At 65.9% G+C, this 24,750-nt stretch carries 25 protein-coding genes and 1 tRNA gene; 18 read left to right on the forward strand and 8 right to left on the reverse strand.

Annotated features, from left to right (window positions below; all coding sequences use genetic code 11):
- Positions 1 to 2 precede the first annotated feature (2 nt).
- The 4 genes from nrdR (at position 3) to ACZ1A1_RS19595 (ending at position 3,558) form a co-directional block, all read left to right on the forward strand.
- Positions 3 to 482 carry a transcriptional regulator NrdR gene (gene nrdR, locus ACZ1A1_RS19580; protein WP_119258768.1) on the forward strand — a complete coding sequence of 160 codons (480 nt, stop codon included), beginning with the start codon at positions 3 to 5 and terminating at the stop codon, positions 480 to 482.
- Positions 483 to 1,580 (forward strand): bifunctional diaminohydroxyphosphoribosylaminopyrimidine deaminase/5-amino-6-(5-phosphoribosylamino)uracil reductase RibD, encoded by a 1,098-nt coding sequence (gene ribD / locus ACZ1A1_RS19585; protein ID WP_463621228.1) that lies wholly within the window; start codon positions 483 to 485, stop codon positions 1,578 to 1,580.
- A complete protein-coding gene (locus ACZ1A1_RS19590; protein WP_463621229.1) occupies positions 1,580 to 2,197 on the forward strand; it encodes a riboflavin synthase in 618 nt (205 codons plus the stop codon). Before ribD ends, ACZ1A1_RS19590 begins: the two co-directional genes overlap by 1 nt.
- 224 nt (positions 2,198 to 2,421) lie before the next feature.
- Complete coding sequence (locus ACZ1A1_RS19595; protein ID WP_463621230.1) at positions 2,422 to 3,558, forward strand: GGDEF domain-containing protein; 1,137 nt, start codon at positions 2,422 to 2,424, stop codon at positions 3,556 to 3,558.
- Positions 3,559 to 3,560: 2 nt separating this feature from the next.
- On the opposite strand, the gene ACZ1A1_RS19600 is transcribed toward ACZ1A1_RS19595, so the two are convergent.
- Complete coding sequence (locus ACZ1A1_RS19600) at positions 3,561 to 4,064, reverse strand: cupin domain-containing protein (RefSeq protein WP_463621231.1); 504 nt, start codon at positions 4,062 to 4,064, stop codon at positions 3,561 to 3,563.
- 198 nt (positions 4,065 to 4,262) lie between these two features.
- Between ACZ1A1_RS19600 and ribH the strand changes: the two genes are divergently transcribed.
- From ribH to ACZ1A1_RS19620, 4 genes are all read left to right on the forward strand, one after another.
- The gene (gene ribH / locus ACZ1A1_RS19605) at positions 4,263 to 4,724 is read left to right on the forward strand and encodes a 6,7-dimethyl-8-ribityllumazine synthase (protein ID WP_463621232.1); all 462 of its coding nucleotides are present in this window, start codon (positions 4,263 to 4,265) and stop codon (positions 4,722 to 4,724) included.
- Positions 4,721 to 5,203, forward strand: coding sequence for a transcription antitermination factor NusB (gene nusB / locus ACZ1A1_RS19610; RefSeq protein ID WP_119258763.1), 483 nt, complete (start codon positions 4,721 to 4,723; stop codon positions 5,201 to 5,203). The genes ribH and nusB overlap by 4 nt, the downstream gene beginning before the upstream one ends.
- Positions 5,204 to 5,215: 12 nt before the next feature.
- The gene (locus tag ACZ1A1_RS19615; protein WP_463621233.1) at positions 5,216 to 6,442 is read left to right on the forward strand and encodes an MFS transporter; all 1,227 of its coding nucleotides are present in this window, start codon (positions 5,216 to 5,218) and stop codon (positions 6,440 to 6,442) included.
- A gap of 189 nt (positions 6,443 to 6,631) precedes the next feature.
- The gene (locus ACZ1A1_RS19620) at positions 6,632 to 8,767 is read left to right on the forward strand and encodes a sodium-translocating pyrophosphatase (RefSeq protein WP_313195929.1); all 2,136 of its coding nucleotides are present in this window, start codon (positions 6,632 to 6,634) and stop codon (positions 8,765 to 8,767) included.
- Between the two features lie 76 nt (positions 8,768 to 8,843).
- On the opposite strand, the gene ACZ1A1_RS19625 is transcribed toward ACZ1A1_RS19620, so the two are convergent.
- On the reverse strand, positions 8,844 to 9,311 hold the full coding sequence (locus ACZ1A1_RS19625) for an outer membrane protein assembly factor BamE (protein ID WP_313195928.1): 468 nt from the start codon (positions 9,309 to 9,311) through the stop codon (positions 8,844 to 8,846).
- A gap of 152 nt (positions 9,312 to 9,463) precedes the next feature.
- Here ACZ1A1_RS19625 and ACZ1A1_RS19630 point away from each other — a divergent pair, with 152 nt between their 5' ends.
- The 8 genes from ACZ1A1_RS19630 (at position 9,464) to ACZ1A1_RS19665 (ending at position 14,648) form a co-directional block, all read left to right on the forward strand.
- The gene (locus tag ACZ1A1_RS19630; RefSeq protein ID WP_463621356.1) at positions 9,464 to 10,018 is read left to right on the forward strand and encodes a ubiquinol-cytochrome C chaperone family protein; all 555 of its coding nucleotides are present in this window, start codon (positions 9,464 to 9,466) and stop codon (positions 10,016 to 10,018) included.
- A gap of 18 nt (positions 10,019 to 10,036) precedes the next feature.
- The gene (locus ACZ1A1_RS19635) at positions 10,037 to 10,591 is read left to right on the forward strand and encodes a YceD family protein (RefSeq protein ID WP_463621234.1); all 555 of its coding nucleotides are present in this window, start codon (positions 10,037 to 10,039) and stop codon (positions 10,589 to 10,591) included.
- Positions 10,592 to 10,716: 125 nt separating this feature from the next.
- Entirely contained in the window at positions 10,717 to 11,772 is a 1,056-nt protein-coding gene (plsX, locus tag ACZ1A1_RS19640; protein WP_313195927.1) for a phosphate acyltransferase PlsX, read from the forward strand.
- 1 nt (position 11,773) lies between these two features.
- Entirely contained in the window at positions 11,774 to 12,745 is a 972-nt protein-coding gene (locus tag ACZ1A1_RS19645; protein WP_313195926.1) for a beta-ketoacyl-ACP synthase III, read from the forward strand.
- Between the two features lie 99 nt (positions 12,746 to 12,844).
- Positions 12,845 to 13,183 carry an integration host factor subunit alpha gene (locus tag ACZ1A1_RS19650; RefSeq protein ID WP_463621235.1) on the forward strand — a complete coding sequence of 113 codons (339 nt, stop codon included), beginning with the start codon at positions 12,845 to 12,847 and terminating at the stop codon, positions 13,181 to 13,183.
- A 128-nt stretch (positions 13,184 to 13,311) separates the two neighbouring features.
- Positions 13,312 to 13,842, forward strand: a complete 531-nt coding sequence (locus ACZ1A1_RS19655; RefSeq protein ID WP_313195925.1) for a MerR family transcriptional regulator — start codon at positions 13,312 to 13,314, stop codon at positions 13,840 to 13,842.
- A gap of 361 nt (positions 13,843 to 14,203) precedes the next feature.
- Positions 14,204 to 14,280 (forward strand) — tRNA-Pro (locus tag ACZ1A1_RS19660).
- Between the two features lie 116 nt (positions 14,281 to 14,396).
- Positions 14,397 to 14,648: a GlsB/YeaQ/YmgE family stress response membrane protein gene (locus ACZ1A1_RS19665; protein WP_313195924.1), complete on the forward strand. Its 252-nt coding sequence runs from the start codon at positions 14,397 to 14,399 to the stop codon at positions 14,646 to 14,648.
- On the opposite strand, the gene ACZ1A1_RS19670 is transcribed toward ACZ1A1_RS19665, so the two are convergent.
- The 4 genes from ACZ1A1_RS19670 to ACZ1A1_RS19685 are packed head-to-tail and all read right to left on the reverse strand — an operon-like array spanning position 14,638 to position 19,316.
- On the reverse strand, positions 14,638 to 15,933 hold the full coding sequence (locus ACZ1A1_RS19670) for an O-antigen ligase family protein (protein ID WP_463621236.1): 1,296 nt from the start codon (positions 15,931 to 15,933) through the stop codon (positions 14,638 to 14,640). The genes ACZ1A1_RS19665 and ACZ1A1_RS19670 overlap by 11 nt on opposite strands.
- On the reverse strand, positions 15,930 to 17,492 hold the full coding sequence (locus ACZ1A1_RS19675) for an undecaprenyl-phosphate glucose phosphotransferase (RefSeq protein ID WP_463621237.1): 1,563 nt from the start codon (positions 17,490 to 17,492) through the stop codon (positions 15,930 to 15,932). The genes ACZ1A1_RS19670 and ACZ1A1_RS19675 overlap by 4 nt, the downstream gene beginning before the upstream one ends.
- 55 nt (positions 17,493 to 17,547) lie before the next feature.
- Positions 17,548 to 18,735: a glycosyltransferase family 4 protein gene (locus tag ACZ1A1_RS19680; RefSeq protein WP_463621238.1), complete on the reverse strand. Its 1,188-nt coding sequence runs from the start codon at positions 18,733 to 18,735 to the stop codon at positions 17,548 to 17,550.
- Between the two features lie 5 nt (positions 18,736 to 18,740).
- Positions 18,741 to 19,316, reverse strand: a complete 576-nt coding sequence (locus ACZ1A1_RS19685; RefSeq protein ID WP_313195920.1) for a polysaccharide biosynthesis/export family protein — start codon at positions 19,314 to 19,316, stop codon at positions 18,741 to 18,743.
- 205 nt (positions 19,317 to 19,521) lie between these two features.
- On the opposite strand from ACZ1A1_RS19685, the gene ACZ1A1_RS19690 reads away from it, so the two are divergent.
- Positions 19,522 to 21,750 carry a GumC family protein gene (locus ACZ1A1_RS19690; RefSeq protein WP_463621239.1) on the forward strand — a complete coding sequence of 743 codons (2,229 nt, stop codon included), beginning with the start codon at positions 19,522 to 19,524 and terminating at the stop codon, positions 21,748 to 21,750.
- Here the strand turns inward: ACZ1A1_RS19690 and ACZ1A1_RS19695 are convergent.
- Entirely contained in the window at positions 21,747 to 22,868 is a 1,122-nt protein-coding gene (locus ACZ1A1_RS19695) for a GNAT family N-acetyltransferase (protein ID WP_463621240.1), read from the reverse strand. The genes ACZ1A1_RS19690 and ACZ1A1_RS19695 overlap by 4 nt on opposite strands.
- Positions 22,869 to 23,118: 250 nt before the next feature.
- On the reverse strand, positions 23,119 to 23,337 hold the full coding sequence (locus ACZ1A1_RS19700) for a DUF2842 domain-containing protein (protein WP_463621241.1): 219 nt from the start codon (positions 23,335 to 23,337) through the stop codon (positions 23,119 to 23,121).
- Positions 23,338 to 23,530: 193 nt separating this feature from the next.
- On the opposite strand from ACZ1A1_RS19700, the gene ACZ1A1_RS19705 reads away from it, so the two are divergent.
- Entirely contained in the window at positions 23,531 to 24,607 is a 1,077-nt protein-coding gene (locus tag ACZ1A1_RS19705) for a COX15/CtaA family protein (RefSeq protein ID WP_463621242.1), read from the forward strand.
- Positions 24,608 to 24,750 lie beyond the last annotated feature (143 nt).

Here is a 24,750-nt window from a genome sequence, read left to right on the forward strand (position 1 = left end):
GAATGCGCTGCCCCTATTGCGGTTCGGAAGATACGCAGGTGAAGGACTCCCGTCCCGCAGAGGACGGGGCCGCCATTCGCCGCCGGCGCATCTGCCCGGATTGCGGCGGTCGGTTCACGACCTTCGAACGGGTGCAGCTGCGGGATCTGATGGTCGTCAAGAAGACGGGCCGCAAGGCCCCCTTCGACCGCGACAAGCTTTTGAAATCCTTCGAGATCGCGCTTCGCAAGCGACCCGTCGACCGGGATCGCATCGAACGCGCGGTCTCGGGTATCGTCCGCCGGCTCGAAAGCTCCGGCGAGACGGAAATCGCCTCCGAGGAGATCGGTCTCCAGGTGCTGGAAGCGCTGAAGGCGCTCGATGACGTGGGCTTCGTGCGTTACGCCTCGGTCTACCGCGATTTCTCCCATGTCGACGACTTCGAGAAAATCCTCGCCGAAGTCGCCGCCAAGATCGCCCGGGATCCGGGCGCCGACGGCTAGATGTCTTCCCTGGCGGAAGATAAGCGCTTCATGGCGGCGGCGATCCGCCTCTGCCGCCGCAACCTTGGCCTGACCTCCACCAATCCCTCCGTCGCCTGCCTGATCGTCAGGGACGGCGTGATCGTCGGTTCTGCCGTCACCGCGCCGGGCGGCAGGCCGCATGCGGAAACGCAGGCGCTCGCCGAGGCGGGCGCGGCGGCACGCGGCGCGACCGCTTATGTCACCCTCGAACCCTGCTCGCATCACGGCAAGACGCCGCCGTGCTCCGAGGCGCTGATCGCCGCCGGCGTCGCCCGCGTCGTGGTGTCGGTGACGGACCCGGACGAGCGCGTCGCGGGCAGGGGGCTGGCGATGCTGCGCGATGCGGGCATCAAGGTGGAGACCGGCGTTCTGGAGGAAGCGGGCCGGGCCGCCCTTGCCGCCTACCTGAATCGGCAGACGAAGAAGCAGCCCTATGTGACTCTGAAACTTGCCGTTTCCGCCGACGGCATGCTCGGCCGGCTGGGCGAGGGGCAGGTGGCGATCACCGGCCCCGTCTCGCGCGGCCAGGTGCATGTGCTGCGCGCCGAGACGGATGCGATCCTCGTCGGCATCGGCACGGCGCTCGCCGACGATCCGGAGCTCACCTGCCGCCTGCCGGGGCTCGAAGCCCGCTCGCCGGTGCGCATCGTGCTCGATCCGCGGCTGGAACTGCCGCTGGCATCGAAGCTGGCGCAGACAGCGCGAACGGTACCGGTCATCACCGTGACGGAAAGGGACGGCCGGGACGATCCCGCCTTCCTCGCGCGCCAGGCGGCGCTGGAGGCGCGCGGCGTCGAGGTGCTGATCTGCGATCCGCGCAAGCTCGATGCCCTGCTGACGGCGCTGGCGACGCGCGGCATCTCCTCGCTGCTGGTGGAGGGTGGCGCGCGGACGGCACAATCCTTCCTCGATGCCGGTCTGGTCGACCGCATCCTCCTGTTTTCCGGCACTGTCACCCTTGGCGGGGACGGGGTCCCATCCCCATTTGTCCCGGGGCGGATGCCGGACGGCTTCTCGCTTCGCCACGCGGCCCGCTACGGCGCGGATGTCCTGCAAGAATACGAAAGAGACGATTGATGTTTACCGGCATTGTCACCGATATCGGAACGGTCGAGAAGATCGAGCCCATGAACGAGGGCGTCCGCCTGCGCGTGCGCACGAACTACGATCCCGCCACCATCGACATGGGCGCTTCCATCGCCCATTCGGGCACCTGCCTCACCGTGACCGGACTGCCGGAGGAGGGCGCCAATGGCCGCTGGTTCGAGGTCGAGGCCTGGGAAGAAGCGCTGCGGCTGACGACCATCGGCACCTGGACGGCCGGAACGCGCATCAATCTCGAACGGTCCCTGAAGATCGGCGACGAACTCGGCGGCCACATTGTCTCCGGCCATGTCGACGGCAAGGCGGAGATCCTCTCCGTCGAGGCGGAAGGGGACGCCACGCGCTTCCGCATCCGCGCGCCCGAAGGACTGGAGCGCTTCGTCGCGCCGAAGGGCTCCGTCGCGCTCGACGGCACCTCGCTCACCGTCAACGCGGTCGATGGCGCGATCTTCGACGTGCTCCTCATCCGCCACACGCTGGAGGTCACCACCTGGGGCGAGCGCAAGGCCGGCGACTTCGTCAATTTCGAGGTCGACACCATGGCGCGCTACGCCGCGCGGCTCGCGGAATTCCCCGCGCCGAAGGCGTAGAAAGAGCCTTTCGAGACAGGCGCATTGGCCCGACACCGCCGGTGAAAAGGCCGGCGGACGGGCAACAAAATTGCGCCGGTTGCATCTGGGCGTGACCGCGGCGTGACAATCTCCAGGTTCGTTGCGAAACGGCACAGGAAATCGGCGGCAAGCCATCCCCGAGGTAACGATATCGATACTTCTGCGCTCCTAGGGTGCGGCATCGGACCTGGGGACGCTCGTGCATGACGCCGGACTACAACACTCTTCTCCTGGCTATCGGGCTGGCGGGCTTCTGCCTTTCCGCCACCCTGTTCGCCACGTGGATGTCCGCCCGGGTCGAGCGCTTCCTGCTCTCCTGGTCCCTCGGCATCGGCTGGATCGTTCCGGCCGTCGTGGTCTACAGCATCTATTTCGACAATCCCGACTTCCGGATCGGGTGCCTTGCCTTCGCGCTGCAGTTCCTCGGCTTCGCCTTCATCTACGGCGCGGCCTATCGTTTCCGCACGGGCCGGCGCGGCCGTGGCCGCATCGTCGTCACCTTCCTCGCGAGCTCTGCCATCGCGCTGCCCTGGCTGGTGGCCGGCTATGACGGCGCGGGCTTCATCGCGCTCAACCTGTTGATCGCCGCCGCGCTCGTCGCGACGGCCGGCGAATACTGGCGCGGCCGGGACGAGGCGCCGCTGCCGCTCACCGGCATGGTCATCCTTTATCTGCTGACGGCGCTGTCCTTCATCCTGTGCGCCGGCGTGCTCGTTCATGACGGCCGCATGGTGCTCGGCCATGCGCCGGACAACTGGGCGGAAAACCTCAATCTCGTCGCGGCGATCATGGGCATCACCGGCATCGGCGCCATGTCGCTGGCGCTCAACCAGTGGCGCGTCGCCCGCAACCACCAGCGCGCCGCAAACACGGATGCGCTGACGGGCCTTCTCAACCGCCGGGCGCTCTTCGACCGCTACGGCGAGGAGACGGTCGGCGCGCACCGGGCGGCCATCGCCTTCGACCTCGACAGCTTCAAGTCGGTCAACGACCGCCATGGCCATGCGGCCGGCGATGCGGTGCTGAAGGCCTTCGCCGAGGTCTTGCGCGATGCCTGCGGCGCGGCGGCCTGCGTCGCCCGCCTGGGCGGGGAGGAGTTCGTCGTGGTGCTGGACCGCACGCTGCCGCACCGGGCGCAGCACATCGCCGAATGCATCCGCGCCGATTTCGCCGCCAAGCTGATCCCCATCGGCGGCCGCTCCATAAGCTGCACCGTGAGCGCCGGCATCGCCTTCGGCAACGAGGCCTGCGCGAGCTTCGATTCCCTCCTCAGCAATGCCGACAAGGCGCTCTACGAGGCCAAGCGCGGCGGCCGCAATCGCGTGTCGCTCGCCGCCTGATCTCAGGCGCCGGGCTCGTCCTCCCAGTAGTCGACGGTTTCGCCGGCCCGGCCGATATGGCGGAATTCCGTCCGCCCGCCGGCCGAGAGGCGCGTCTTGGCGAGGAACTTGCCGGAATCCGGATATTCGCAGATCTCGGTCGCCGCCATGGTGGAGATCGAAAGGTATTTCAGCGGCACGGTGCCCGTGTTGATGAGGTTGTGCGCCGTTTCCGACCCGCCCGCGGGCGCGCCCAGCACATCGCCGGGGCTGACGAGATAACGCTCCTCGCCGAAGCGATAGGTGCCGTGGCCTTCGAGGATGATGAAGAGCTCCTCCTCGACATGGTGGCTGTGGAACGGGCAGCCGGACTTGCCCGGCGGCACTTCGCTATAGCCGATGCCGAGGTCCTTGAGGCCGAGCAGCGTGCGGAGCGCGGCGTCGCCGGAGGCGTAGAACGTGCCCCTTGTCCAGTGCTCCAGCTTCAATTTGGCGGGATTGACGATCGGCGGTGCGGGCGCGCTCATGGCTTTCCTCCTCGGGGCAGGGCGCTATCGTTCCTATTTTGTTCCGTCTTGTCAATCCGTCTCCCGAAGGGCCGGCCATGCGGGGACGGCGGAAAACGCCGCAGGGGGCGGAAAACGCTTGCCAAGCCCCCTCCGTCGTGGTTTGACCGCCGCTTCTGCCCGCAATTGCGTGGCCTGCTTCCAATTTTCAGGTGATTCATGGCCAACACCGATAATCCCCATCTCCTCATCGTCGAGGCCCGTTTCTACGACGACATGGCCGATGCGATGCTCGACGGCGCCAAGCACGCGCTCGACACCGCCGGCGCGACCTACGACATCGTGACCGTCATGGGCGCGCTCGAAATCCCGGCCGCCATCTCCATGGCGCTCGACGGCATGGAAAATGCCGGCACCTGGTATGACGGCTTCGTCGCGCTCGGCATGGTCATCCGCGGCGAGACCTACCATTTCGACATCGTCGCCAACGAATCGTGCCGCGCGCTGATGGACCTCTCCGTCAGCGAGGCACTTCCCATCGGCAACGGCATCCTGACGGTCGAGAACGACGAGCAGGGCTGGGCGCGCGCCCGCCGCTCGGAGGGCGACAAGGGTGGCTTTGCGGCCCGCGCGGCGCTGACCATGATCGAGCTGAAGAAGAAACTGGGCGGCGAACAGTGACGACCGAGAAGAACCAGCAGCCGGTGAAGCCGGCCAACCAGCGCGGCGCGGCGCGCCTCGCCGCCGTGCAGGCGCTCTACCAGATGGATATCGGCGGCACCGGCGTGCTGGAGATCGTCGCCGAATACGAGGCGCACCGCCTTGGCCAGGAACTCGACGGCGACACCTATCTGAAGGCGGACCCCTCCTGGTTCCGCTCCATCGTCTCGGGCGTCGTGCGCGACCAGCGCCAGCTCGATCCGCTGATCGGCGCGGCGCTGCAGGACGACTGGGCGCTGTCACGCCTCGATTCGACGGTCCGCGCCATCCTTCGCGCCGGCACCTTCGAGCTGCGCGAGCGCAAGGACGTGCCGGTCGCCGTGATCGTCACGGAATATGTCGAGATCGCCAAGGCGTTCTTCGAGGACGAGGAGCCGAAGCTGGTGAACGCGGTTCTCGACCGCATCGCCAGGCAGGTTCGGACGGATACACGCAAGTAAACGGTAGGCGAGATGAGCGTCGGCACGGTCGAAGGTCTTGAACGGGAACTGTCGGCCGCGCGCCGCAACGTCTTCCTGCTGATGTTCGCGCAGGCGCTGCTCGCCTCGTCCGGCCCCATCGTCTTTTCCGTCGGCGGCCTTGCCGGCTACAACCTGCTCGGCGCGGACAAGTCGCTGGCGACCGCCCCCCTGACCGGCTTCAATGTCGGCGTGGCGCTCGGCGCCGTGCTCGTCGCCATCGCCGCGCGCCTGCTCGGTCGGGCCTACGGCTTCGTCGTCGGCGCGCTGGTCGGGGCGAGCGGCGGGCTGATCGCGGCCATCGCGCTCTTCCGCGGCGATTTCTGGCTCTTCGCCCTCGGCTTCATGCTCGTCGGCATTTCCAGCGGCTTCGCGCAGAAGATCCGCTTTGCCGCGGCCGATGCGTCGCCCTCGTTCTACAAGCCGCGCGCTATCTCCTGGATCCTCGCCGGCGGCGTCATCTCGGCAATCCTCGGCCCGCAGGTCGTCATTCTCACCAAGGACCTCTTCGAGCCCGTGCTCTTCGCCGGCGCCTTCGTGGCGCTCGCGCCGCTCTGCGGCCTCGCCATCGTCCTGTTCTTCCTGCTGCGCCTGCCCGACCACAAGGCGGCGGGCGCCGCCAGCGGCGCGCCGGTGCGGCCGCTGCGCGAGATCGTGCTGACTCAGCGCTTCCTGACGGGCATGGTCTGCGGCATCTCCTCCTATGCGCTGATGACCTTCATGATGACCGGCGCGCCGCTCGCCATGGTCATCGGCTGCGGCTTCTCGCCGGAAATGGCGACGCTCGGCATCCAGTGGCACGTGCTCGCCATGTTCGCCCCGAGCTTCTTCACCGGCATGCTGATCCAGCGCTTCGGCACGGAGAAGGTGGTGGCCGCCGGCCTCATCATCCTCATGGCCTGCGCCGGGGTCGCGCATATGGGCATCGCGCTCTGGAATTTCTGGGGCGCGCTCATCCTGCTCGGCATCGGCTGGAACTTCGGTTTCATCGGCGCCACCGCCATCGTCGCCTCCAGCTATCGCCCGCACGAGGCCGACAAGGTGCAGGGTTTCCACGATATCATTCTCTTCGGGGCGGTGGCGCTCGCCTCCTTCTCCTCCGGCAAGGTGTTCAACACCTATGGCTGGCAGACGATCAACCTGATGTTCTGGCCCATCACCGGCGTCAGCCTCGTTCTGGTGCTGCTCCTGCTTTTGCGCACGCGCCGCGCGACCGTCTAATCGGTTCGCATCGAGCCGCCTCGAAAAATCCGTTCTTTAGAAGCGCTTGCCGCAGTGCAGCGGCTTGACGCAACCGATTCGCAAACGCACTCTGGCCGCGCCGGTTTCCACTTGTGAGGAGGCAAGGGGAGCGGGCGCTTTTCGGCTGCGGGGAGAGGACCCCGGAGCCTCCAAGGAGGACAGAGCGAAATGACCATATTGTTTGGCGTTATCGCATGCGGGTTGCTCTCGGTGGTCTATGCCATCTGGGCGACACAGTCGGTGCTGGCCGCCGACCAGGGGAATGCCCGCATGCAGGAAATTGCAGGTTATATCCGGGAAGGGGCGCAGGCCTATCTCACCCGGCAGTACAAGACCATTGCCATCGTCGGGGTCGTCGTCTTCATCGGCACCTGGCTACTGCTTTCCGCAACGGCCGCCATCGGGTTCCTGATCGGCGCCGTGCTGTCGGGCGTTGCCGGCTTCATCGGCATGCACGTGTCCGTCCGCGCCAATGTGCGCACGGCGCAGGCCGCGTCCGTCAGCCTGTCCTCCGGCCTGGACATCGCCTTCAAGTCGGGCGCGATCACCGGCATGCTGGTGGCCGGCCTCGCGCTTCTCGGCGTCTCCATCTACTACGCGATCCTGACCGGCGTCCTCGGCCAGGAACCGGCCTCGCGCGAGGTCATCGACGCGCTCGTCGCGCTCGGCTTCGGCGCCTCGCTGATCTCGATCTTCGCCCGTCTCGGTGGCGGCATCTTCACCAAGGGTGCGGATGTCGGCGGCGACCTCGTCGGCAAGGTCGAGGCCGGCATTCCCGAGGACGACCCGCGCAACCCGGCCACCATCGCGGACAATGTGGGCGACAATGTCGGCGATTGCGCCGGCATGGCGGCCGACCTCTTCGAGACCTATGCGGTGACCGTCGTCGCCACCATGGTCCTGGCGGCGATCTTCTTCGCGGCTACGCCGGTGCTCGCGAGCGCGATGATCTATCCACTCGCCATCTGCGGCGCCTGCATCATCACCTCCATCGTCGGCTCGTTCTTCGTCAAGCTCGGCTCGAACGGCTCGATCATGGGCGCCCTCTACAAGGGCCTCATCGTGACGGGCGTTCTGTCGATCCTCGGCCTTGCGGCCGCGACGTCGCTCACCGTCGGCTGGGGCAGCCTCGGCACCGTGGCGGGCAAGGAGATCACGGGGGCGAACCTCTTCATCTGCGGCCTGCTCGGCCTCGTGGTGACGGCGCTCATCGTGGTGATCACGGAGTATTATACGGGCACCAACAAGCGCCCGGTGAACTCCATCGCGCAGGCGTCGGTGACCGGCCACGGCACGAACGTCATCCAGGGCCTCGCCGTCTCGCTGGAATCGACGGCGCTGCCGGCCATCGTCATCGTCGGCGGCATCATTGCCACCTACCAGCTCGCCGGCCTCTTCGGCACCGGCATCGCCGTCACCGGCATGCTCGGCATCGCCGGCATGATCGTGGCGCTCGACGCCTTCGGCCCCGTCACCGACAATGCCGGCGGCATCGCCGAGATGTCGGGCCTCGATCCGGAGGTGCGCAAGTCCACCGACGCGCTCGACGCCGTCGGCAACACGACCAAGGCCGTCACCAAGGGCTATGCAATCGGCTCGGCCGGCCTCGGCGCGCTGGTGCTCTTCGCCGCCTATTCGAACGACCTCGCCTATTTCGCGGCGAACGGCGACAAGTATCCGTATTTCGCGGATATCGGCACGATCTCCTTCGATCTCTCCAACCCCTATGTGGTGGCCGGCCTCATCTTCGGCGGCCTCATCCCCTACCTCTTCGGCGGCATCGCGATGACCGCCGTCGGCCGGGCGGCAGGGTCGATCGTGGAAGAGGTGCGCCGGCAGTTCCGGGAGAAGCCGGGCATCATGGCGGGCACCGAGCGGCCGGACTACGGCCGCGCCGTCGACATGCTGACCAAGGCGGCGATCCGCGAGATGATCGTGCCGTCGCTCCTGCCGGTGCTAGCGCCGCTCGTCGTCTATTTCGGCGTGCTGCTCATTTCCGGCTCGAAGGCCTCGGCCTTCGCGGCGCTCGGCGCCTCGCTGCTCGGCGTCATCGTCAACGGCCTGTTCGTGGCGATCTCCATGACATCGGGCGGCGGCGCGTGGGACAATGCCAAGAAGAGCTTCGAGGACGGTTTCGTCGACAAGGACGGCAACCGCCACCTCAAGGGCTCGGAAGCCCACAAGGCCTCCGTCACCGGCGACACGGTCGGCGATCCCTATAAGGATACGGCCGGCCCGGCGGTGAACCCGGCGATCAAGATCACCAACATCGTGGCCCTGCTGCTGCTCGCCGTTCTCGCCTGATCGGGGCGATGCCCAAACAAAAACCCGCGGGGAGCGATCCCCGCGGGTTCTTTGATTCTGTCTTCTCGGATGAGCGTCAGTTGTTGCTCATCAGGTTCTTCATGATGTTGCCGGGGTTCGCGCCGCCGCGCAGCAGCTGGCCGAGGAAGGTCGTTTCGGCGCCGCCCGTCGGCGTGACGCGGGCGATCATGTCGAAGACCTTGCCGTCCTGCAGCGTGTAATGCGCAAGGCGCTCCACATTGCCGTCCTTGTCGAAATAGACGGCCAGCACGCTCTGCTCGATGAGCTTCGGCTTCATGAAGGCGACGGCGCGCTTGCGCTTCTGCGAGATGTAGTAGAAGACCTCGTTGTCGAAGGTCGCGGTCGCCGACGGCGTGCCGAGCGAAAGCAGCACCTGCTCGCGCGAGGAGCCGACCGGCGCAAGCGCCAGCGTTTCCTGGTCGACGACATAGCCCTGGTAGAGGACTTCGCTGGGGCCCTGGCAGGCCGCCAGGACGGATGCGGAGAGGGTGACGGCAATGGCGGCGTTACGCAACAGCTTCATATTCGCAGAATCTCTCTTCACAACATCCCCGGGACTATGATGGCCGCGCAGCCATTGCAATTCATGCCTGCTTCGGTAAACCAGCTTCGACCGTCATGCAACATGACTTGCGACGGCTCCATGGTTTGAATCGGGCAAAACTAGGCTTTATGATGATTTTCGGCCTGTTCGGCAAAAAAAACGGCAACCGGCGCATCGTCGAAAAGCAGTATGCGACCCTGACGAAAGCGGCGCGTCATCCCTATCTCTATGAGAGACTTGACGTTCCGGACACGGTCATGGGGCGTTTCGAGATGCTCTCGGCCATGCTGATCCTTTACTTCCGGCGCACGCGCGCAAGCGCCACGTCGGGCCAGGAGATCGCCCAGGAGATCGTCGACGCCTTCTTCGAGGACGTCGATCATTCGATTCGCGAGCTTGGCGTGGGCGATGTCGGCGTGCCGAAGCGCATGAAGAAGTTCGCCGGCATGTTCTACGGCCGGCTGGAATCCTATGCCGCCGCGCTCGATGCCGGCGACCGCGCCGCGCTTGCCGAGGCGCTCCGCCGGAACATCCATCCGGCGGCAGGCCCCGAGGCTCCCGCGATGGAGGGACTGGCCGGCTACCTCTTCGCCGCCGAGAAGGCTATGGGCGAGGCCGGAGAAGATGTGATCCGGGCCGGCCTGCTCGCGGTGATCGAGCCCGGAACCGAAGAAAACGCCGCCTGAAGCGGTAAGGGACATGCGATGAAGAAAGACGACGACGCGCCATTCTCCTACCCCGTGAAGGTGGGCCATATCTCGGCCAATCCGGTCGAGGTGACGATCAGCGCCGATGCCGAGGAAAGGGCCGGCCTCGCCAGGCTCTGGTCGGTGCTCGAGGTGAAGGCGCTGTCGGCGACCTTCCAGGTCATGCGCTGGAAGCGCGACGGCGTGCGCCTCAAGGGGCGCGTGACCGCCGATATCGTGCAGGCCTGTGTCGTGACGCTCGACCCGGTCGAATCCCATATCGACGAGCCGGTGGAGGTGGTCTTCGTGCCGGAGGGCTCGAAGCTTGCGCGCCTGCCGGTCTCGTCCGAAACCGGCGAGATGCTGCTCGATCCCGATGGTCCCGATGCGCCGGAAGTCTTCACCGGCGACACCGTCGATGCCGGCGTGGTGGCCGCCGAACATGCGGCGCTCGCCATCGATCCCTATCCCCGCAGGGCCGATGTCGCCTTCGGCGACCATATCGAAAGCACGGACAAGGACGACCGCAAACCGTCGCCCTTCGCCGTTCTGAAGGACTGGAAAAAAGACTGAACGGCCCGGCAAGTGCCCGATAATTCAGTTGTGCACCCGGCGAAAAGCGGTATTTTGGCCGAATTCCGCTGTAGTGACCCCTCTGCCGTTGGAACAAGAATCAAGGCTAGTAAGGCAAGACTCGCGTGGTCAGAATATCCGTCGATGTCATGGGTGGCGATTTCGGTCCGAAGGTCGCCATTCCCGGCGCAGCCAAGGCTCTCGAGCGACATCCCGAAATCCGCTTCGTACTTTATGGCAATGCCGCCGAATGCGAGCCGCTTCTGGCGCAGCATCCCAAGCTGAAGGCTGCCAGCACCTTCCATCATTGCGACGTCTCCGTCGCCATGGACGAGAAGCCGAGCCAGGCGCTGCGCCGCGGCCGCGGCAAGTCCTCCATGTGGCAGGCGATCGATGCCGTGGCGAAAAAGGAGGCCGATGTCGCCGTCTCCGCCGGCAATACCGGCGCGCTGATGGCCATGTCGAAGTTCTGCCTGCGTATGATGGCCAATATCGAGCGCCCGGCCATCGCCGGCATCTGGCCGACGCTGAAGGGCGAGAGCATCGTGCTCGACATCGGCGCGACGATCGGCGCGGATGCGGGCCAGCTCTTCGACTTCGCGCTGATGGGCGGGGCCATGGCGCGCGCGCTGTTCGAGATCGACCGGCCGACGCTCGGCCTCCTCAATGTCGGCGTCGAGGAGATCAAGGGCCAGGAAGAGGTGAAGGCCGCCGGCCAGCTCATCCGCGAGGCCAATTTCGACACGATTGAATATTACGGCTTCGTGGAAGGCGACGATATCGGTCGCGGCACGGTGGACGTGGTGGTCACGGAAGGGTTTTCAGGAAACATCGCCCTGAAGGCGGCGGAAGGCACGGCGCGGCAGATCGCCGAATACCTGCGCGCGGCCATGTCGCGCACCTGGCTTGCCAAGCTCGGCTACATTCTCGCCAAGAGCGCATTCGACCGCGTGCGCGAGAAGATGGACCCGCGCAAGACGAACGGCGGCGTCTTCCTCGGCCTCAACGGCATCGTCATCAAGAGCCATGGCGGCACGGATGCCGAGGGCTTCGCCGCGGCGGTGGATGTCGGCTACGACATGGTCCGCAACGGCCTCAGGGACAAGATCGAACGGGATTTGCAGAAGTATCACGCGGGCCGGCCTGTCGAAGGCGTCCCGGGCGTGACCGACGAGGTATAGAATGATTCGTTCAGTGGTCCGCGGTTTCGGAACGGCGCTTCCGAAACGGGTGCTCACCAATGCCGAACTGGAAAGCATGGTCGACACGTCCGACGAATGGATCGTGCAGCGCACCGGCATCCGCCAGCGCTACATCGCCGGCGAGGGCGAGACGACCGCTTCGCTCGGCGAGGGCGCTGCCCGCGCCGCGCTGGAAAATGCCGGCCTCACCGCCGCCGACATCGACCTGATCATCGTCGCCACCTCCACGCCGGACAATACCTTCCCGGCAACGGCCGTGAACATCCAGAACCGCCTCGGCATGTCCCATGGCTTCGCCTTCGACGTGCAGGCGGTCTGTTCCGGCTTCGTCTATGCCGTGACGACGGCGGACGCCTATATCCGCGGCGGCCTTGCCAGGCGCGTCCTCGTCATCGGCGCGGAGACCTTCTCGCGCATCCTCGACTGGACCGATCGCACGACCTGCGTGCTCTTCGGCGACGGCGCCGGCGCCATCGTGCTGGAAGCGCAGGAAGGGGCGGGGACCAATGCGGACCGCGGCGTGCTGTCGGCGCAGCTTCGCTCCGACGGCGCGCATCGCGACAAGCTCTTCGTCGACGGCGGCCCGTCCACCACCGGCACGGTCGGCCATCTGCGCATGGAGGGCCGCGAGGTCTTCAAGCATGCGGTCGGCATGATCACCGACGTGATCGTCTCGGCCTTCGACGCCACCGGCTTCACCGCCGACGACGTCGACTGGCTGGTGCCGCACCAGGCCAACAAGCGCATCATCGACGGTTCGGCCAAGAAGCTCGGCATCCCGCTGGAGAAGGTCGTCATCACCGTGGACCAGCACGGCAACACGTCGGCGGCATCGATCCCGCTGGCGCTTGCGGCGGCCGCCGGAGACGGGCGTATCAAGCGCGGCGACCTCGTCCTTCTGGAGGCGATGGGCGGCGGTTTCACCTGGGGCGCGGTGCTGCTTCGCTGGTAAGGTGAGACTGCGCAGCAGGCCCGCTTGACCCGAGGGGGCAAGGACAATACTCTTCCGCCACTTAACCATAGGCTTTCAATAGGAAATCGGTGAGGAGCGATGAGCGGTAAGACGGTGACACGCGCAGATTTGGCCGAATCGGTTTTCCGGAAGGTCGGCCTTTCCAGAACAGAATCCGCGGAGCTTGTCGAAACCGTGATCGACGAGATTTGCAACGCCATCGTGCGGGGCGAGAGCGTGAAGCTCTCCTCCTTCGCGACATTCCAGGTTCGTGACAAGAACGAGCGCATCGGGCGAAACCCGAAGACCGGCGAGGAAGTGCCGATCTCGCCGCGGCGTGTCATGACCTTCAAGGCGTCCAACGTTCTCAAGCAGCGGGTGCTGAAGGCCCATCTCGCGCGCAAGGCGAAGCAGAAGCCCGCTTCGCCCGTGTCCTGAGCGCTTTTCCCGCCTGTTGCCGGGCATCGGCAATTTGAAACTTGAATATCGCCCGGCAACCCGCTGAAATGAATACGATTCGGCGGCACGCTTCTCGTGCGCCGGCGTGAGCTTTCATCGAGGGTAGAATGGACAAGAGTCCGGACGCTTTCCGCACCATCAGCGAGGTCGCCGACGACCTCGACCTGCCGCAGCATGTGCTGCGTTTCTGGGAAACGCGCTTCACGCAGATCAAGCCGATGAAGCGCGGCGGCGGGCGGCGCTACTATCGCCCGGAGGACGTCGATCTCCTCAAGGGCATCCGCCATCTGCTCTACGACCACGGCTATACGATCAAGGGCGTGCAGAAGCTTCTCAAGGTCAACGGCAACAAGTTCGTCGCGGCCATTGCCAGCGGCGACTTGGCGACCGTCGAGGCGCTGGCGGCCGCCAGCCACGAGGAGCCGCCGCCGCCGAAGGCCGGCAGCGACGAGGACCAGATCGTCGGCCGCGCCAAGGCGCCGGCCAGCCGCCGCTTCTTCTCCTTCGTCGGCGGCGGCGACGAGGCGCCGGAAATCTCGCTCGGCAAGACCAGCGTCGGCAAGGAGGACCGCGCCCTCCTGCAGGAGGCGCTCTACGATCTCCTGGAATGCAAGCGCCTGCTCGACCAGGTCCGCTGAACCGCGAAAATCCCCGAAAAGAAAAAGCCCCGCACTATGGCGGGGCAAAACAAGCGTCACGCTTGGCTCTGTGACGCGGGGGAGTTGCTCGCAAAATGACAAGCGAGCAGGAACAGTCTTAGACTTTCGTCTAATTCGCGGGAAGGTCTGATTCTGCGAATCCGGTACGCTTGCGAAAAGAATTCTGTCTTGGAAGCGTCATGCGCTTGCCAAGCTCCGCCGTCGGGGCGAGGGCCGCATGCCCGACGCAGGAACGCTGCCGCGGTCGGCGGGAAATTCGGATTACTGACGATGAAACATCCCGAATCGGCAATTTTGGGCTTGCATCCAAATGCCCGAGACTATAGGGGTTTGCGCGGTCCGGAATGTAGCGCAGCCCGGTAGCGCACTTGACTGGGGGTCAAGGGGTCGTGGGTTCGAATCCCGCCATTCCGACCATTCTCTCCCCTCATAGATTGCATTTAAAGTCCCGCATGGAACTTTACGCGTCTCTTCGCGTTCTCTCGCCGCCGGCCTGTCGTGCCGGGGCTATCTGGAGCTTGAGGAGATCACGCATGGAAAATGCAGGCATCGGCTGGATCGCAGCCATCATCATCGGCGGCGTTGCCGGCTGGCTCGCCGAAATGTTCATGAAGAGCAATATGGGCGTGCTGATGAACATCGTTCTCGGCATCGTCGGCGCTGCGGTCGCGAACATCCTGCTGGGGCTGATCGGCGTCTCGCTGGGCGGCTGGCTCGGCTATCTCGTCGCCGGCTTCATCGGCGCCTGCATCCTCATAGCGCTGGCAAGGGCCATCAGGCGATAGATCGGCCCGATGGATTATCGAAAGCCGTCTCTCCGGGAGGAGGGGCGGCTTTTCGTTTGAGCGCCTGCCGGTTGTGACGGCGCTCCAGCGCAAGGCAGCCCCATGTGACGCCGAGCAGCAGGTAGAAATGGCGCCAGTGGTCGGTGTCGATGACGAAGCCGATCCCGCTATGGCCGAGCAGCGTGATGAAGGCGATCATCAGGTAGGGCTGCCATGGCCTGTCGCGCAGCAAGGCCTTGAAGGCGGCCGAGAGCGTCCATCCGATCAGTGTCAGGTAGGTGATGAAGCCGAGCCAGCCATAGGTGGTGAGCGATTTCAGGTAGATGTTGTGCTCGTCCTCGGAGAACATCTTGCCGAAGCGCATCGGTCCGATGCCGAGCGGCTTTTCCATCGCCATCAGGAAGCCGATACGGTGGCGCTCGAAGCGCCCGAGATGGCCGCCGTCATATTCCTGGACGAGCTGCGTGCGGCTGGAGAAGAGGTTCGAGACCTTGTCGAACTGCAGGGCGACGACCAGCGCGAGGATCAAGAGGCCGGCCGCCGAGATGCTGATGATGAGGATCTTCAGCCGGAATGCCCCGGTGCGCTCCTTCAGCAGCATGATGAAGACGAGTGCCGCGACGGCGAAGAGATAAAGCCCCCAGGCCGCGCGCGAGAAGGACAGGAAGATGCCGAGCGCCAGGATGAGGACGCCGATCACCTTCAGCGGCGCGCCGAGGATGCGGCCGGCGAGAAGGCCGTGCATCAGGTAGAGCGAGGGCGCGACGAGGAAGGGGCCGAAGACGTTCGGGTCCTGGAAGGCGCCCTTGGCGCGGTCGTAGAGGGTGAAGGCCTCCGAGCCGGGAAAGGCATGGAAATAGCCGAGGATGCCGAGCATCGAGGTGATGAGGGCGCTCGCCACCCAGGCGCGGAAGATGAGCTGCAGCCGCGCCGGCTTCGCCTCGACGATCGCGGCGAAGAAGACGCTGGAAATGGCGAGGAACAGCGAGACGGCCATGTACATCGGCCCCTCGGAAAGATCGTCCATCACCGTCAGCGAAAGCATGCCGCCGATATTGAAGACCACGAGAAGGGCGAGAAGCGATGCGACGGTGCGCGAGATGCGCAGCCCCACAAGCGCCCAGAGGCCGATGAGCGCCGCCATGAAGACTTCATAGGGCGCCGGCTCGCTGATGACGAAGCCCGACAGGAACACGCCCAGCGTCACCAGCCCCGAGCCGATAATGCCGACGGCCGCAAGCTGCGGCCGGAAGGAGGGGGCGTGGGGGAGGGCCGCGTCGCTCAATAGGCGTTTTCCGTGTTGAGCAGGCGGAAGGGCGTCAGGAACAGGATCTTCAGGTCGAGCCAGAGCGACCAGTTCTCGATGTAGTAGAGGTCGAATTCGGTGCGGAAGCGGATCTTGTCGTCATGGTCGATCTCGCCGCGCCAGCCGTTGATCTGCGCCCAGCCGGTCACGCCCGGCTTCACGCGGTGGCGTGCGAAATAGCTGTCGACGACATCGACATATTTGCGGTCGTGCGTCTGCGCCTCGACGGCATGCGGACGCGGGCCGACGAGCGAAAGCTCGCCCTTCAGCACGTTGAAGAGCTGCGGCAGCTCGTCGATGGAGGACTTGCGCAGGAAGCGGCCGACACGGGTCACGCGCGGATCGCCCTTTTTGACGGCGGCGCGGGCGGACGGGTCCGAAAGATGCGTGTACATCGAGCGGAACTTGTAGACCTCGATGACCTCGTTGTTGAAGCCGTGGCGCTTCTGCTTGAAGAGGATCGGGCCGGGCGAGGAGAGCTTCACCGCGATGGCCGCGCCGATCAGCACCGGCCAGAGCAGGACGAGCGCGACGACGGAGAAGAAGATGTCGAAGATGCGCTTGGCGACATTGTCCCAGTCAGCGATCGGCTTGTCGAAGATGTCGAGCATCGGCACGGCGCCGATCTGCGAATAGCTGCGCGGGCGGAAGCGAAGGCCTCTCGCATGGGCGGCAAGGCGAATGTCCACCGGCAGCACCCACAGCTTCTTGAGCAGCGACAGGATGCGCGTCTCGGCCGAGAGCGGCAGCGAGATGATCAGCATGTCGATGCGCGCGAGGCGGGCGAATTCGACCAGTTCGGCGACATTGCCGAGCTTGGGATAGCCGGCGATGATCGAGGGCGAGCGGCGCTCGTCGCGGTCGTCGAAGATGCCGCAGATGCGGATGTCGTTCTCCGGCTGGTATTCCAGCGAGCGAATGAGCTCCTTGGCCGGCTCGCCGCCGCCGACGATGACGGCGCGCCGCTCCATCGTGCCGTTGCGGGCCCAGCGGCGGATCGCATAGGCGATCACCTGCCGCTCGACGACGAGATAGGCCGCGCCCGTCGCGAACCAGGCGGCAAACCAGACGCGGGAATACTGGTCGCCCGTCTTGAAGAAGAAGAGGACGAGCGACATGGAGGCGAAGGCCGCCGCCCAGGCGGCGAGGATGCGCGGCGTCATGCGCAGCGGCGAGCGGAGCGCCGGCACCTGGTAGGCATCGGCCAGCTGGAGGAGGAGCACGCCGACGGCGGCGCCGCCCACGAGCACGGCGGCATAGAGCACCGTGATCTCGAAGCCGTCATAGAGCGCGTGAATGAAGTAGCCGAGGGCGAGCAGCGCGCCGAATTCGCAAAGGCGCAGCAACCCGGTGATCATGGCGGGCGAATAGCTGTCGTCGCGGAACTGTTCGGCGATCTGGCGGGCAAGCTGGTTGAGCTCGACGCCCTTTTCCTCCGCGCCGCCGGCAGCCGGGCCGGATGCATTTCCCCGGCTTTCGGAGAGCCTGCGTCTCAAACCTTCCGGATCGAAGGATTCGGGCTTCTCGACATGGTTCATGGCATGCACCTTTGGGGCTTTGTGCCGGGAATAGCACGAAGCCCCTAAGAAACGTTTACGGCAGGGCTTCCGCCGAGGTTTCGGCAAGCCGCCGGCCGCCGGCCTGGCGGGCGAGAATGTCCCGGTAAAGGGCAAGGATCGAGCCCGACATGGCCGAGGCCGAGAAGGTTTCCTTGAAGGCGGCGGGCTCCGGCATGACCTTGCGCAGCCAGCCCGGATCGCCGATCGCCTGGGCCATGGCCGCCGCCAGGGACTGGGCGTCGCCCGGCTCGGTGAGCGCGATGCTGTCGCGGCCGAGCACTTCCGGTATGCCGCCGACGCGGCTTGCGATGACCGGCTTCTGGGCGGCGAGCGCTTCCAGCACGATATAGGGCATCGCCTCGGCGCGCGACGGCACGACCACGTTGCGGGTGAGGGCGAAGGCCTCGCGCGCCTTCATGGCGGGCATCATGACGATGCGCCGGCCAAGGCCGAGCTGCAGCATCATCTGCTTGTACTTTTCCCTGTCCGGCCCGTCGCCGATCATCAGCGCGGAGAGCGGGCGGCCGGCGATGCGCTCGGCCCGCGCGAAGGCGTCGACGAAGACGTCCGGCCCCTTCAGGTCGCGCAACATGCCGATATAGAGGAAATCCACCGCATCCTCGCGGGGATAGACCCGTTCGAAATCCCGGTCGTGGATGCCGTTGTAGATGCGCGCCGTCTGGATGCGCGGGCGGCCGACGCGGGCGGTATAGGCGTCCTTCTCGTAGTCGCAGACGAAGGCGATGGCATCGCCGAAGGGTTCGAGAAGCCGCTCGGCGGTGAGGACCGCGAGCCCCGTCGCCGAGCGCCGGGTGTAGTGCAGGCTGCCGCCATGCGGCGTATAGAGGCGGGCTACGCGATACCTGTTGACCCGCAGGATCGAGCCGATGAGCCGGGCGATGGCGCCACCCTTGGCGCCATGCCCATGCAGGACATCCGGCTGCAAACCTTTTATTTCACGATAACTGTCCCGGATGGCGCCGAGATCGCGCAGATTGACCGACCGGCTGATCGGCATGCGGACGAGGCCGAGCGAGAGATGGGGGCGGATCTCGTCGAAGAGCTTGTCCTCGAAGGAGCCGCCGGTGAGGCTGTCGCAGATGATGCCGACTTCATGGCCCGCCCGCGCATGGAATTCCGCAAGGTCGCGCACATGGCGGAAGATTCCGCCGACGGGGGACCTGAAACAATGAATGATGCGCAGGGGCCCATCGTCCGCCATGAGGATCAGAACAGTCGTTCGCGCACATAGATCGTATCGCCGGCCAGCACCGGATCGGAGATGGAAACCCTTCCGGTGACGATCTTGCCGTTGATCTTGCGGGTCACGTCGACGTCGCGCTGGTTGGCGCGCGGCGAGAAGCCGCCGGCGACCGCGATGGCGTTCTGGATCGTCATGCCGGCGACGTAGCTGTACTGCCCCGCCTGGCCGACCTCGCCCATGAGATAGATGGAGCGGTAGCGGTCGACCTCGATGGAAACGTCCGGATCGCGCAGATATCCCTGGCGGAGCTTCGCCGCGATGATGCTTTCCAGCTCCTGGATGGTCTGGCCGCGCGCCGGCACGGCGCCGATGAGCGGGAAGGCGACATAGCCGGCCTGGTCGACCGTATAGGTGTTGCTGAGGCCGGCCTGCTCGAAGACGGTGATGCGCAGCCGGTCGCCGCTGTCGAGGCGATAGGGCTGGATGGTTGCTTCGTGGAAGGCCTTGGGGGCGGGGCGATAGCTGGTGCAGCCCGACACGGCCGGCACGATGAGCGCCAGCGCGAGCAGGATGCCCTTGTTGATCGTAGCGACACGCATTCGCAGTTCCGTCCCAAATCAGATGTGAGGCCCCGTTATCGTTCCGTTAGGGTTAACGGCTGGTAAAGGCCGCGCGCCTATCGGTAGCAAAGGCCGATTTTCCCGGAGAAACGAACAACGCGGGGTAGGGGAAGCGCCGGAAGGTTAACTCTTGCGTTACCATGTTTGTTTACCGTGCAGCCAAATCGTCGGTTTGGAGTTTGCTATGTCGGGCGTTCACGAGAGCCAGCAGGATGTCGATATCGACCTTGGCGGTCTGTTCGGCGCGATCTGGCGCAACCGGATGCGCGTGCTGCTGGCGACCGTCGCCTGCGCGGGCATCGCCTTTGCCGGCGCGAACCTGATCACGCCCAAATACAAGAGCGAGGCGCGCCTCCTCATCGAGACGCGCGAGCCGGCCTTCACGACGGGGCAGGACCGCGCGCAGGGCGGCGAGCAGCCGGCCTTCGACGAGGCGGGCATCGCCAGCCAGGTGCAGCTCCTCCAGTCGGCCGACCTCATCAAGCAGGTCGCGCGCAACATGAAGCTCTATGAGCTGGAGGAATTCGACACGACGGCGAAGCCCTCGGCGGTTTCCGACGTGCTGGTGCTCCTCGGCCTTCGCAAGAACCCGCTCGACCTGCCGCCGGAAGAGCGCGTCCTCAAGGAATTCACCGAGAAGCTGACCGTCTACCAGGTGGAGCGCTCGCGCGTCATCGCCATCGAGTTCGCCTCGAAGGACCCGCGCCTTGCCGCCGAAATCCCCAACGAGATGGCCAAGGTCTACCTCTCGCTGCAGAGCGGCGCCAAGCTCGACACCAATTCCGAGGCGACGCGCTGGCTGGAGCCGGAAATCGCCAACCTGCGCGAGAAGGTGCGCGAGGCCGAGCAGAAGGTCGCCGAATACCGCTCGCAGTCCGATCTCCTGCCGATGGGCGACAATTCGACCTTCGCGGTGCGCCAGCTGAACGACATCTCGACCGAGCTTGCCCGCGTGCGCGGCGAGCGCGCCAATGCCGAGGCGCGGGCCGAAAGCGTGCGCGCCGTGCTGAGGAACGGCGGCGCGCCGGACACGCTTTCCGACGTCGTCGGCTCGCAGATGATCCAGCGCCTCAAGGAGAGCGAATCGCAGATCCAGGGGCAGATTTCCGACCTTTCCACCTCGCTGCTGGAGGGGCATCCCCGGCTGAAGGGCCTGCGCTCGCAGCTTTCCGGCATCCGCACGCAGATCAAGGCGGAAACGCAGAAGATCCTGTCGAGCCTCGAAAACGAGGCGAAGACGGCGGAGCTGCGCGAAACCCAGCTCACGCAGCAGCTCAACAGGCTGAAGGCCGATACCGCCCGTGCCGGCGAGGACGAGGTCGGCCTCAAGGCGCTGGAGCGCGAGGCCGCCGCCCAGCGCCAGCTTCTGGAGACCTATCTTGCGCGCTACCGCGAGGCGACCTCGCGCACCAGCAACAACGCGACCCCGGCGGATGCCCGCATCATCTCGGCCGCCGTCGAGCCGACGGAGGTCTCCTTCCCGAAGGTGATTCCGATCACCGTCGTGGGCGGCGTCGCCGGCTTCGCGCTGAGCTCCATCATCATCCTGCTCGCCGAACTCTTCAGCGGCCGCGCCCTGAAGCCGACCGCCGCCGCTGCCGTGACGCCGCGGCGCCGCGAGGAGGAAGAGGTGGTCGTGGAGACGCTGGAGCTCGCCGGGACCGTGGAGGAATCGCTCGTCCCTGCGGACCGTGAGGTCCTCCGGGAGCCCGTCTTGCCGGCCCGCTCGCTGCTCTCGGACATGGAGCCGGAAGACGAGGACGAGGAGGAGCCGGAGGTTCCGGAAATCGCCGCCGCGGAGGGGGAGGAGGAGGACGACGACGACTATTCCATCGCCGCCGTTGCCGCCTATCTGGTCGAGAACGATATCCCAGTCGCCATCTCCGTCTCGCCGTCCGGCGACCGCGGCTCGGCGGCCACCGTCATGCTTGCCCGCCGCATCGCGCAGGAGAACCGCAAGACGCTGATCATCGACCTGACGGGATCGGCCTGCCCGACCCGGCTGATGGCGCAGTCGCAGTTCCTGCCCGGCATCACCGATCTTCTGGTCGGCGATGCCGCCTTCGGCGACATCATCCACGGCGACCGGCTTTCCGACGCCCATATCATCCCGCGCGGCAACGCCAATACCAGGCGCGCCATGCGCGGCATCGACCGTCTCGCGATGGTGGTCGATTCGCTTTCCGACGCCTACGACACGGTGATCGTGGAATGCGGGGCGGCGGAGGTGGAAGGCGTGCGCCGCCTGACGCGCGACCAGCAGATGGATATCATCCTCTCTCTTCCCGGCGCCGACGAGGACGAGGTGGTCGAGCTGCTCACCGCCTTCGGCGATGCGGGCTACAGCGAGATCGTGCTGATGACGGGCGAGGCGAAGGAACCCTCCGGTCACCCGGGCCGCCGGGCCGCCTAATCGGATGCGGCAGGCTCCGCCCTGCCGAAGCGAAGGCGCTGCACGAGGGAATAGACCTGCGGGTTCTGCTTGATGAGCCGCTTGGCGGCGGCCTTGGCGCGGTGCAGGCTCGCTGCGGCCCTGCCGGCCAGCGTCACCGGCCAGAGCAGATCGTGCTGCACGGTCTCGATCGGGCACCAGGAGCGCTTGTAGAGCTGGTCGCCGATGCCGAAATCGAAAAGCAGCACGCCTTCGCCGCACAGTTTCTCGATGGCGATATGGAACAGGAAGTCGCCGGGGCTGGCATCCGCCGCCACGCTGTCGTCGATCGAGCCGAACTGGCAGATCACGTGATCGCCCTTGCGCGAAAGGCCCGTGATGGCCGCGACATGCCCCTCGTGCTCGCCCTTGAGGCGAAGGGCGTGGAGCTGGAGGAGACAATTGCCGTCTGCCGCGGGGGCCGAGACGAGGGCGCGGAAGAAGCTGCGCGTGCGCTCCTCGCGGAAGACATCCGGCAGGCCCATCGCCTCGAAGCGCGCCGCCTTCTGGCGGAAGAACAGGTCGAGCAGCGCAAGCGCGTCCTCGCCGGGCTCGGCGATGACATGGTCGTAACCGCCCGTCGCGGCGAGGCGCCGCTCGGAACTGCGCGCCCGCTTGCGGCGGCGCTTGGCATTGATCTGCTCCAGCGTCCGTTCGAAGCTCTCGAACACCGCGAGCTGGAACGCCGCATTCTGGTTGATCACCGAGGGAAGGGCGGCGAAGGGGCTGGCGCGGCCGCGCCATTCGAGCGGCATCTTCTCGAGAAGCAGGAGGTCGCAGGCGCAGGCGAGCTGGCCGCGCAGGTCCTCAAGGGCGCGCAGGAGCTGCCGCGGCGAGGAGGCATTGCGGAATGCCTCGCTGTAGAGCCCGGTATTGATATTGCTGAAATCGGTGGCGATCATCCGGGCGGTGCGCAGCGGCCCCTGGCGCACGACCTCCAGCGGCAGGATGAATTGCGTGCGTCCGCCGCGAAGGCCTTCGATGATCAATAAGTCATGGCCGTGCGTCTCCACCCAGGCCCGGCACCAGTCGTAGCTCTGGTGGAGGGAGAGGCCGTCTTCCGCTTCGAGGGCGCGCCACACCGCCTCCAGAGGTTCCATGCGGTCGTGCAGGCGAAGCGTGAGCGGCAGGCCTGCATGCAATACGCCGCCGGCTCCCTCCATCAGGGGGGCCGCGGGTTCATGCCCGGACGCCTTGATCTGCAGTTGCATCGCCTTCGACCCTTGCCTCGGCCACGCGGCCAAGCTCCGAGGCTACGCGCAAGGCGTGCGAAAAAGGTTTAAGCCCGCTCCGTGAAGGCGGAATCGGCGGGTGCGGTTATCGATTCCCTAATGCGGCGGGCCTTGCGGCCTATTCGTCGCGCGGCCTTCCCGGCTTTTCCATCCACTTGATGATGAGCATGGCGGGCAGGATCCACAAAAGCCCGGTCACGGCGAAATAGAGGAGATGGATGTACCACGGCGACTGACCGAGCGTCGCCGAGGCGACGGTCGTCGCGACCAGGGCATAGAAGAGCACGAGGATGATGATCAGGATCGTGCCGATCAGTTTTCTGAGGCGAGGGGGCATTTTCGGTCTTTCAAAAGCGGGGGCGGCGAGGCGCGACGGCATGCCGCAAAGGTTCGGGCCTTGTTTTGCACGGGCTGGTCGGGCAAATCAACGCTGGAACCAGTCCAGTCAACGCGCCCGCGCTGTTTTGCGCCGGCACTTGCAAGAAAATCCTAAGCGGCAGCCGTGCTGCCGTTCAACAGGAGCCGACAGAATGAACGCCACGACCGTCAACGCCTATCGAAGCGGCCATGACAGCGACCGGATCGATCGCAACCGTCGCCAGGTGCGCCGCTGGCTCGCCGTCGTGCTGGTCGCGCTCGCCGTGCTGGTGCTCGTCGGCGGCGCGACGCGGCTCACCGGCTCGGGCCTCTCGATCACCCAGTGGAAGCCGATCCACGGCGTCATTCCCCCGCTCACCGCCGCCGAATGGCAGGAGGAATTCGAGCTCTACAAGCGCATCCCGCAATATGAGCAGATCAACAAGGGCATGACGGTCGACGCGTTCAAGTCGATCTTCTGGTGGGAATGGGCGCACCGGCTGATCGCGCGCTCCATCGGCTTCATCTTCGCCGTGCCGCTCGTCTTCTTCTGGTTCACGGGCCGCATCGAGAAGCGGCTGCGCTGGCCGCTCGCCGGCCTTCTGGCGCTCGGCGGCTTCCAGGGCTTCATCGGCTGGTGGATGGTGTCCTCCGGCCTTGCCGAGCGGGTGTCGGTCAGCCAGTACCGGCTGGCGACGCACCTCACCATCGCCTGTCTCATCTTCGCGCTGACGATGTGGATCATGCGCGCGCTCTCGCCGCATAGCGAGGATGCGCCCCCGACCGCCGGCGCGCGCCGGATGGCCGGCCTCATCGCCTGCATGGCGATCTTCCAGATCTATCTCGGCGCGCTCGTCGCCGGCCTCCATGCGGGCCTGACCTACAATACCTGGCCCTTGATGGACGGCGCGCTTGTGCCGGGCGGCCTCTTCGTGCAGCAGCCGTGGTGGATCAACCTCTTCGAAAACCCGAAGACCGTGCAGTTCGTCCACCGCCTCGGCGCCTACGTGCTCTTCACGCTCGCCCTGGTCCATCTTGTCTCGTCGCTGCGCGCCGCGCCGGAAACGACGCATGCGCGCCGCGCGCTGCTGCTGTTCGGCCTCGTCTGTCTGCAGGCGACGATCGGCATCCTCACGCTGGTCTGGCAGGTCCCGCTCGCCTGGGCGCTCGCCCATCAGGGCGGCGCGCTGCTCGTGCTCGGCTTCGCCATCGCGCATTGGCGCGGGTTCTATGGGGAGATGGAGCGGTAGGGGAGAGAGGACGGCCCCTCATCCCGCTGCCGCGACCTTCTCCCCGCAAGCGGGGCGAAGGGCTATGCCGTCCGGTTTTCTGAAATATCAACGCCGGCGAGGGGATGAGATCGTGCCCCATCTCCCTTCTCCCCGCTTGCGGG

Source organism: Shinella sp. R2-11, assembly GCF_055330205.1.

Coding starts and splice junctions, on each gene's coding strand:
- nrdR (WP_119258768.1), top strand. CDS start 3: ATGCGCTGCCCCTATTGCGGTTCGGAAGATACGCAGGTGAAGGACTCC.
- ribD (WP_463621228.1), top strand. CDS start 483: ATGTCTTCCCTGGCGGAAGATAAGCGCTTCATGGCGGCGGCGATCCGC.
- ACZ1A1_RS19590 (WP_463621229.1), top strand. CDS start 1,580: ATGTTTACCGGCATTGTCACCGATATCGGAACGGTCGAGAAGATCGAG.
- ACZ1A1_RS19595 (WP_463621230.1), top strand. CDS start 2,422: ATGACGCCGGACTACAACACTCTTCTCCTGGCTATCGGGCTGGCGGGC.
- ACZ1A1_RS19600 (WP_463621231.1), bottom strand. CDS start 4,064: ATGAGCGCGCCCGCACCGCCGATCGTCAATCCCGCCAAATTGAAGCTG.
- ribH (WP_463621232.1), top strand. CDS start 4,263: ATGGCCAACACCGATAATCCCCATCTCCTCATCGTCGAGGCCCGTTTC.
- ACZ1A1_RS19615 (WP_463621233.1), top strand. CDS start 5,216: ATGAGCGTCGGCACGGTCGAAGGTCTTGAACGGGAACTGTCGGCCGCG.
- ACZ1A1_RS19620 (WP_313195929.1), top strand. CDS start 6,632: ATGACCATATTGTTTGGCGTTATCGCATGCGGGTTGCTCTCGGTGGTC.
- ACZ1A1_RS19625 (WP_313195928.1), bottom strand. CDS start 9,311: ATGAAGCTGTTGCGTAACGCCGCCATTGCCGTCACCCTCTCCGCATCC.
- ACZ1A1_RS19630 (WP_463621356.1), top strand. CDS start 9,464: ATGATTTTCGGCCTGTTCGGCAAAAAAAACGGCAACCGGCGCATCGTC.
- ACZ1A1_RS19635 (WP_463621234.1), top strand. CDS start 10,037: ATGAAGAAAGACGACGACGCGCCATTCTCCTACCCCGTGAAGGTGGGC.
- ACZ1A1_RS19645 (WP_313195926.1), top strand. CDS start 11,774: ATGATTCGTTCAGTGGTCCGCGGTTTCGGAACGGCGCTTCCGAAACGG.
- ACZ1A1_RS19650 (WP_463621235.1), top strand. CDS start 12,845: ATGAGCGGTAAGACGGTGACACGCGCAGATTTGGCCGAATCGGTTTTC.
- ACZ1A1_RS19655 (WP_313195925.1), top strand. CDS start 13,312: ATGGACAAGAGTCCGGACGCTTTCCGCACCATCAGCGAGGTCGCCGAC.
- ACZ1A1_RS19665 (WP_313195924.1), top strand. CDS start 14,397: ATGGAAAATGCAGGCATCGGCTGGATCGCAGCCATCATCATCGGCGGC.
- ACZ1A1_RS19675 (WP_463621237.1), bottom strand. CDS start 17,492: ATGAACCATGTCGAGAAGCCCGAATCCTTCGATCCGGAAGGTTTGAGA.
- ACZ1A1_RS19680 (WP_463621238.1), bottom strand. CDS start 18,735: ATGGCGGACGATGGGCCCCTGCGCATCATTCATTGTTTCAGGTCCCCC.
- ACZ1A1_RS19685 (WP_313195920.1), bottom strand. CDS start 19,316: ATGCGTGTCGCTACGATCAACAAGGGCATCCTGCTCGCGCTGGCGCTC.
- ACZ1A1_RS19690 (WP_463621239.1), top strand. CDS start 19,522: ATGTCGGGCGTTCACGAGAGCCAGCAGGATGTCGATATCGACCTTGGC.
- ACZ1A1_RS19695 (WP_463621240.1), bottom strand. CDS start 22,868: ATGGAACCTCTGGAGGCGGTGTGGCGCGCCCTCGAAGCGGAAGACGGC.
- ACZ1A1_RS19700 (WP_463621241.1), bottom strand. CDS start 23,337: ATGCCCCCTCGCCTCAGAAAACTGATCGGCACGATCCTGATCATCATC.
- ACZ1A1_RS19705 (WP_463621242.1), top strand. CDS start 23,531: ATGAACGCCACGACCGTCAACGCCTATCGAAGCGGCCATGACAGCGAC.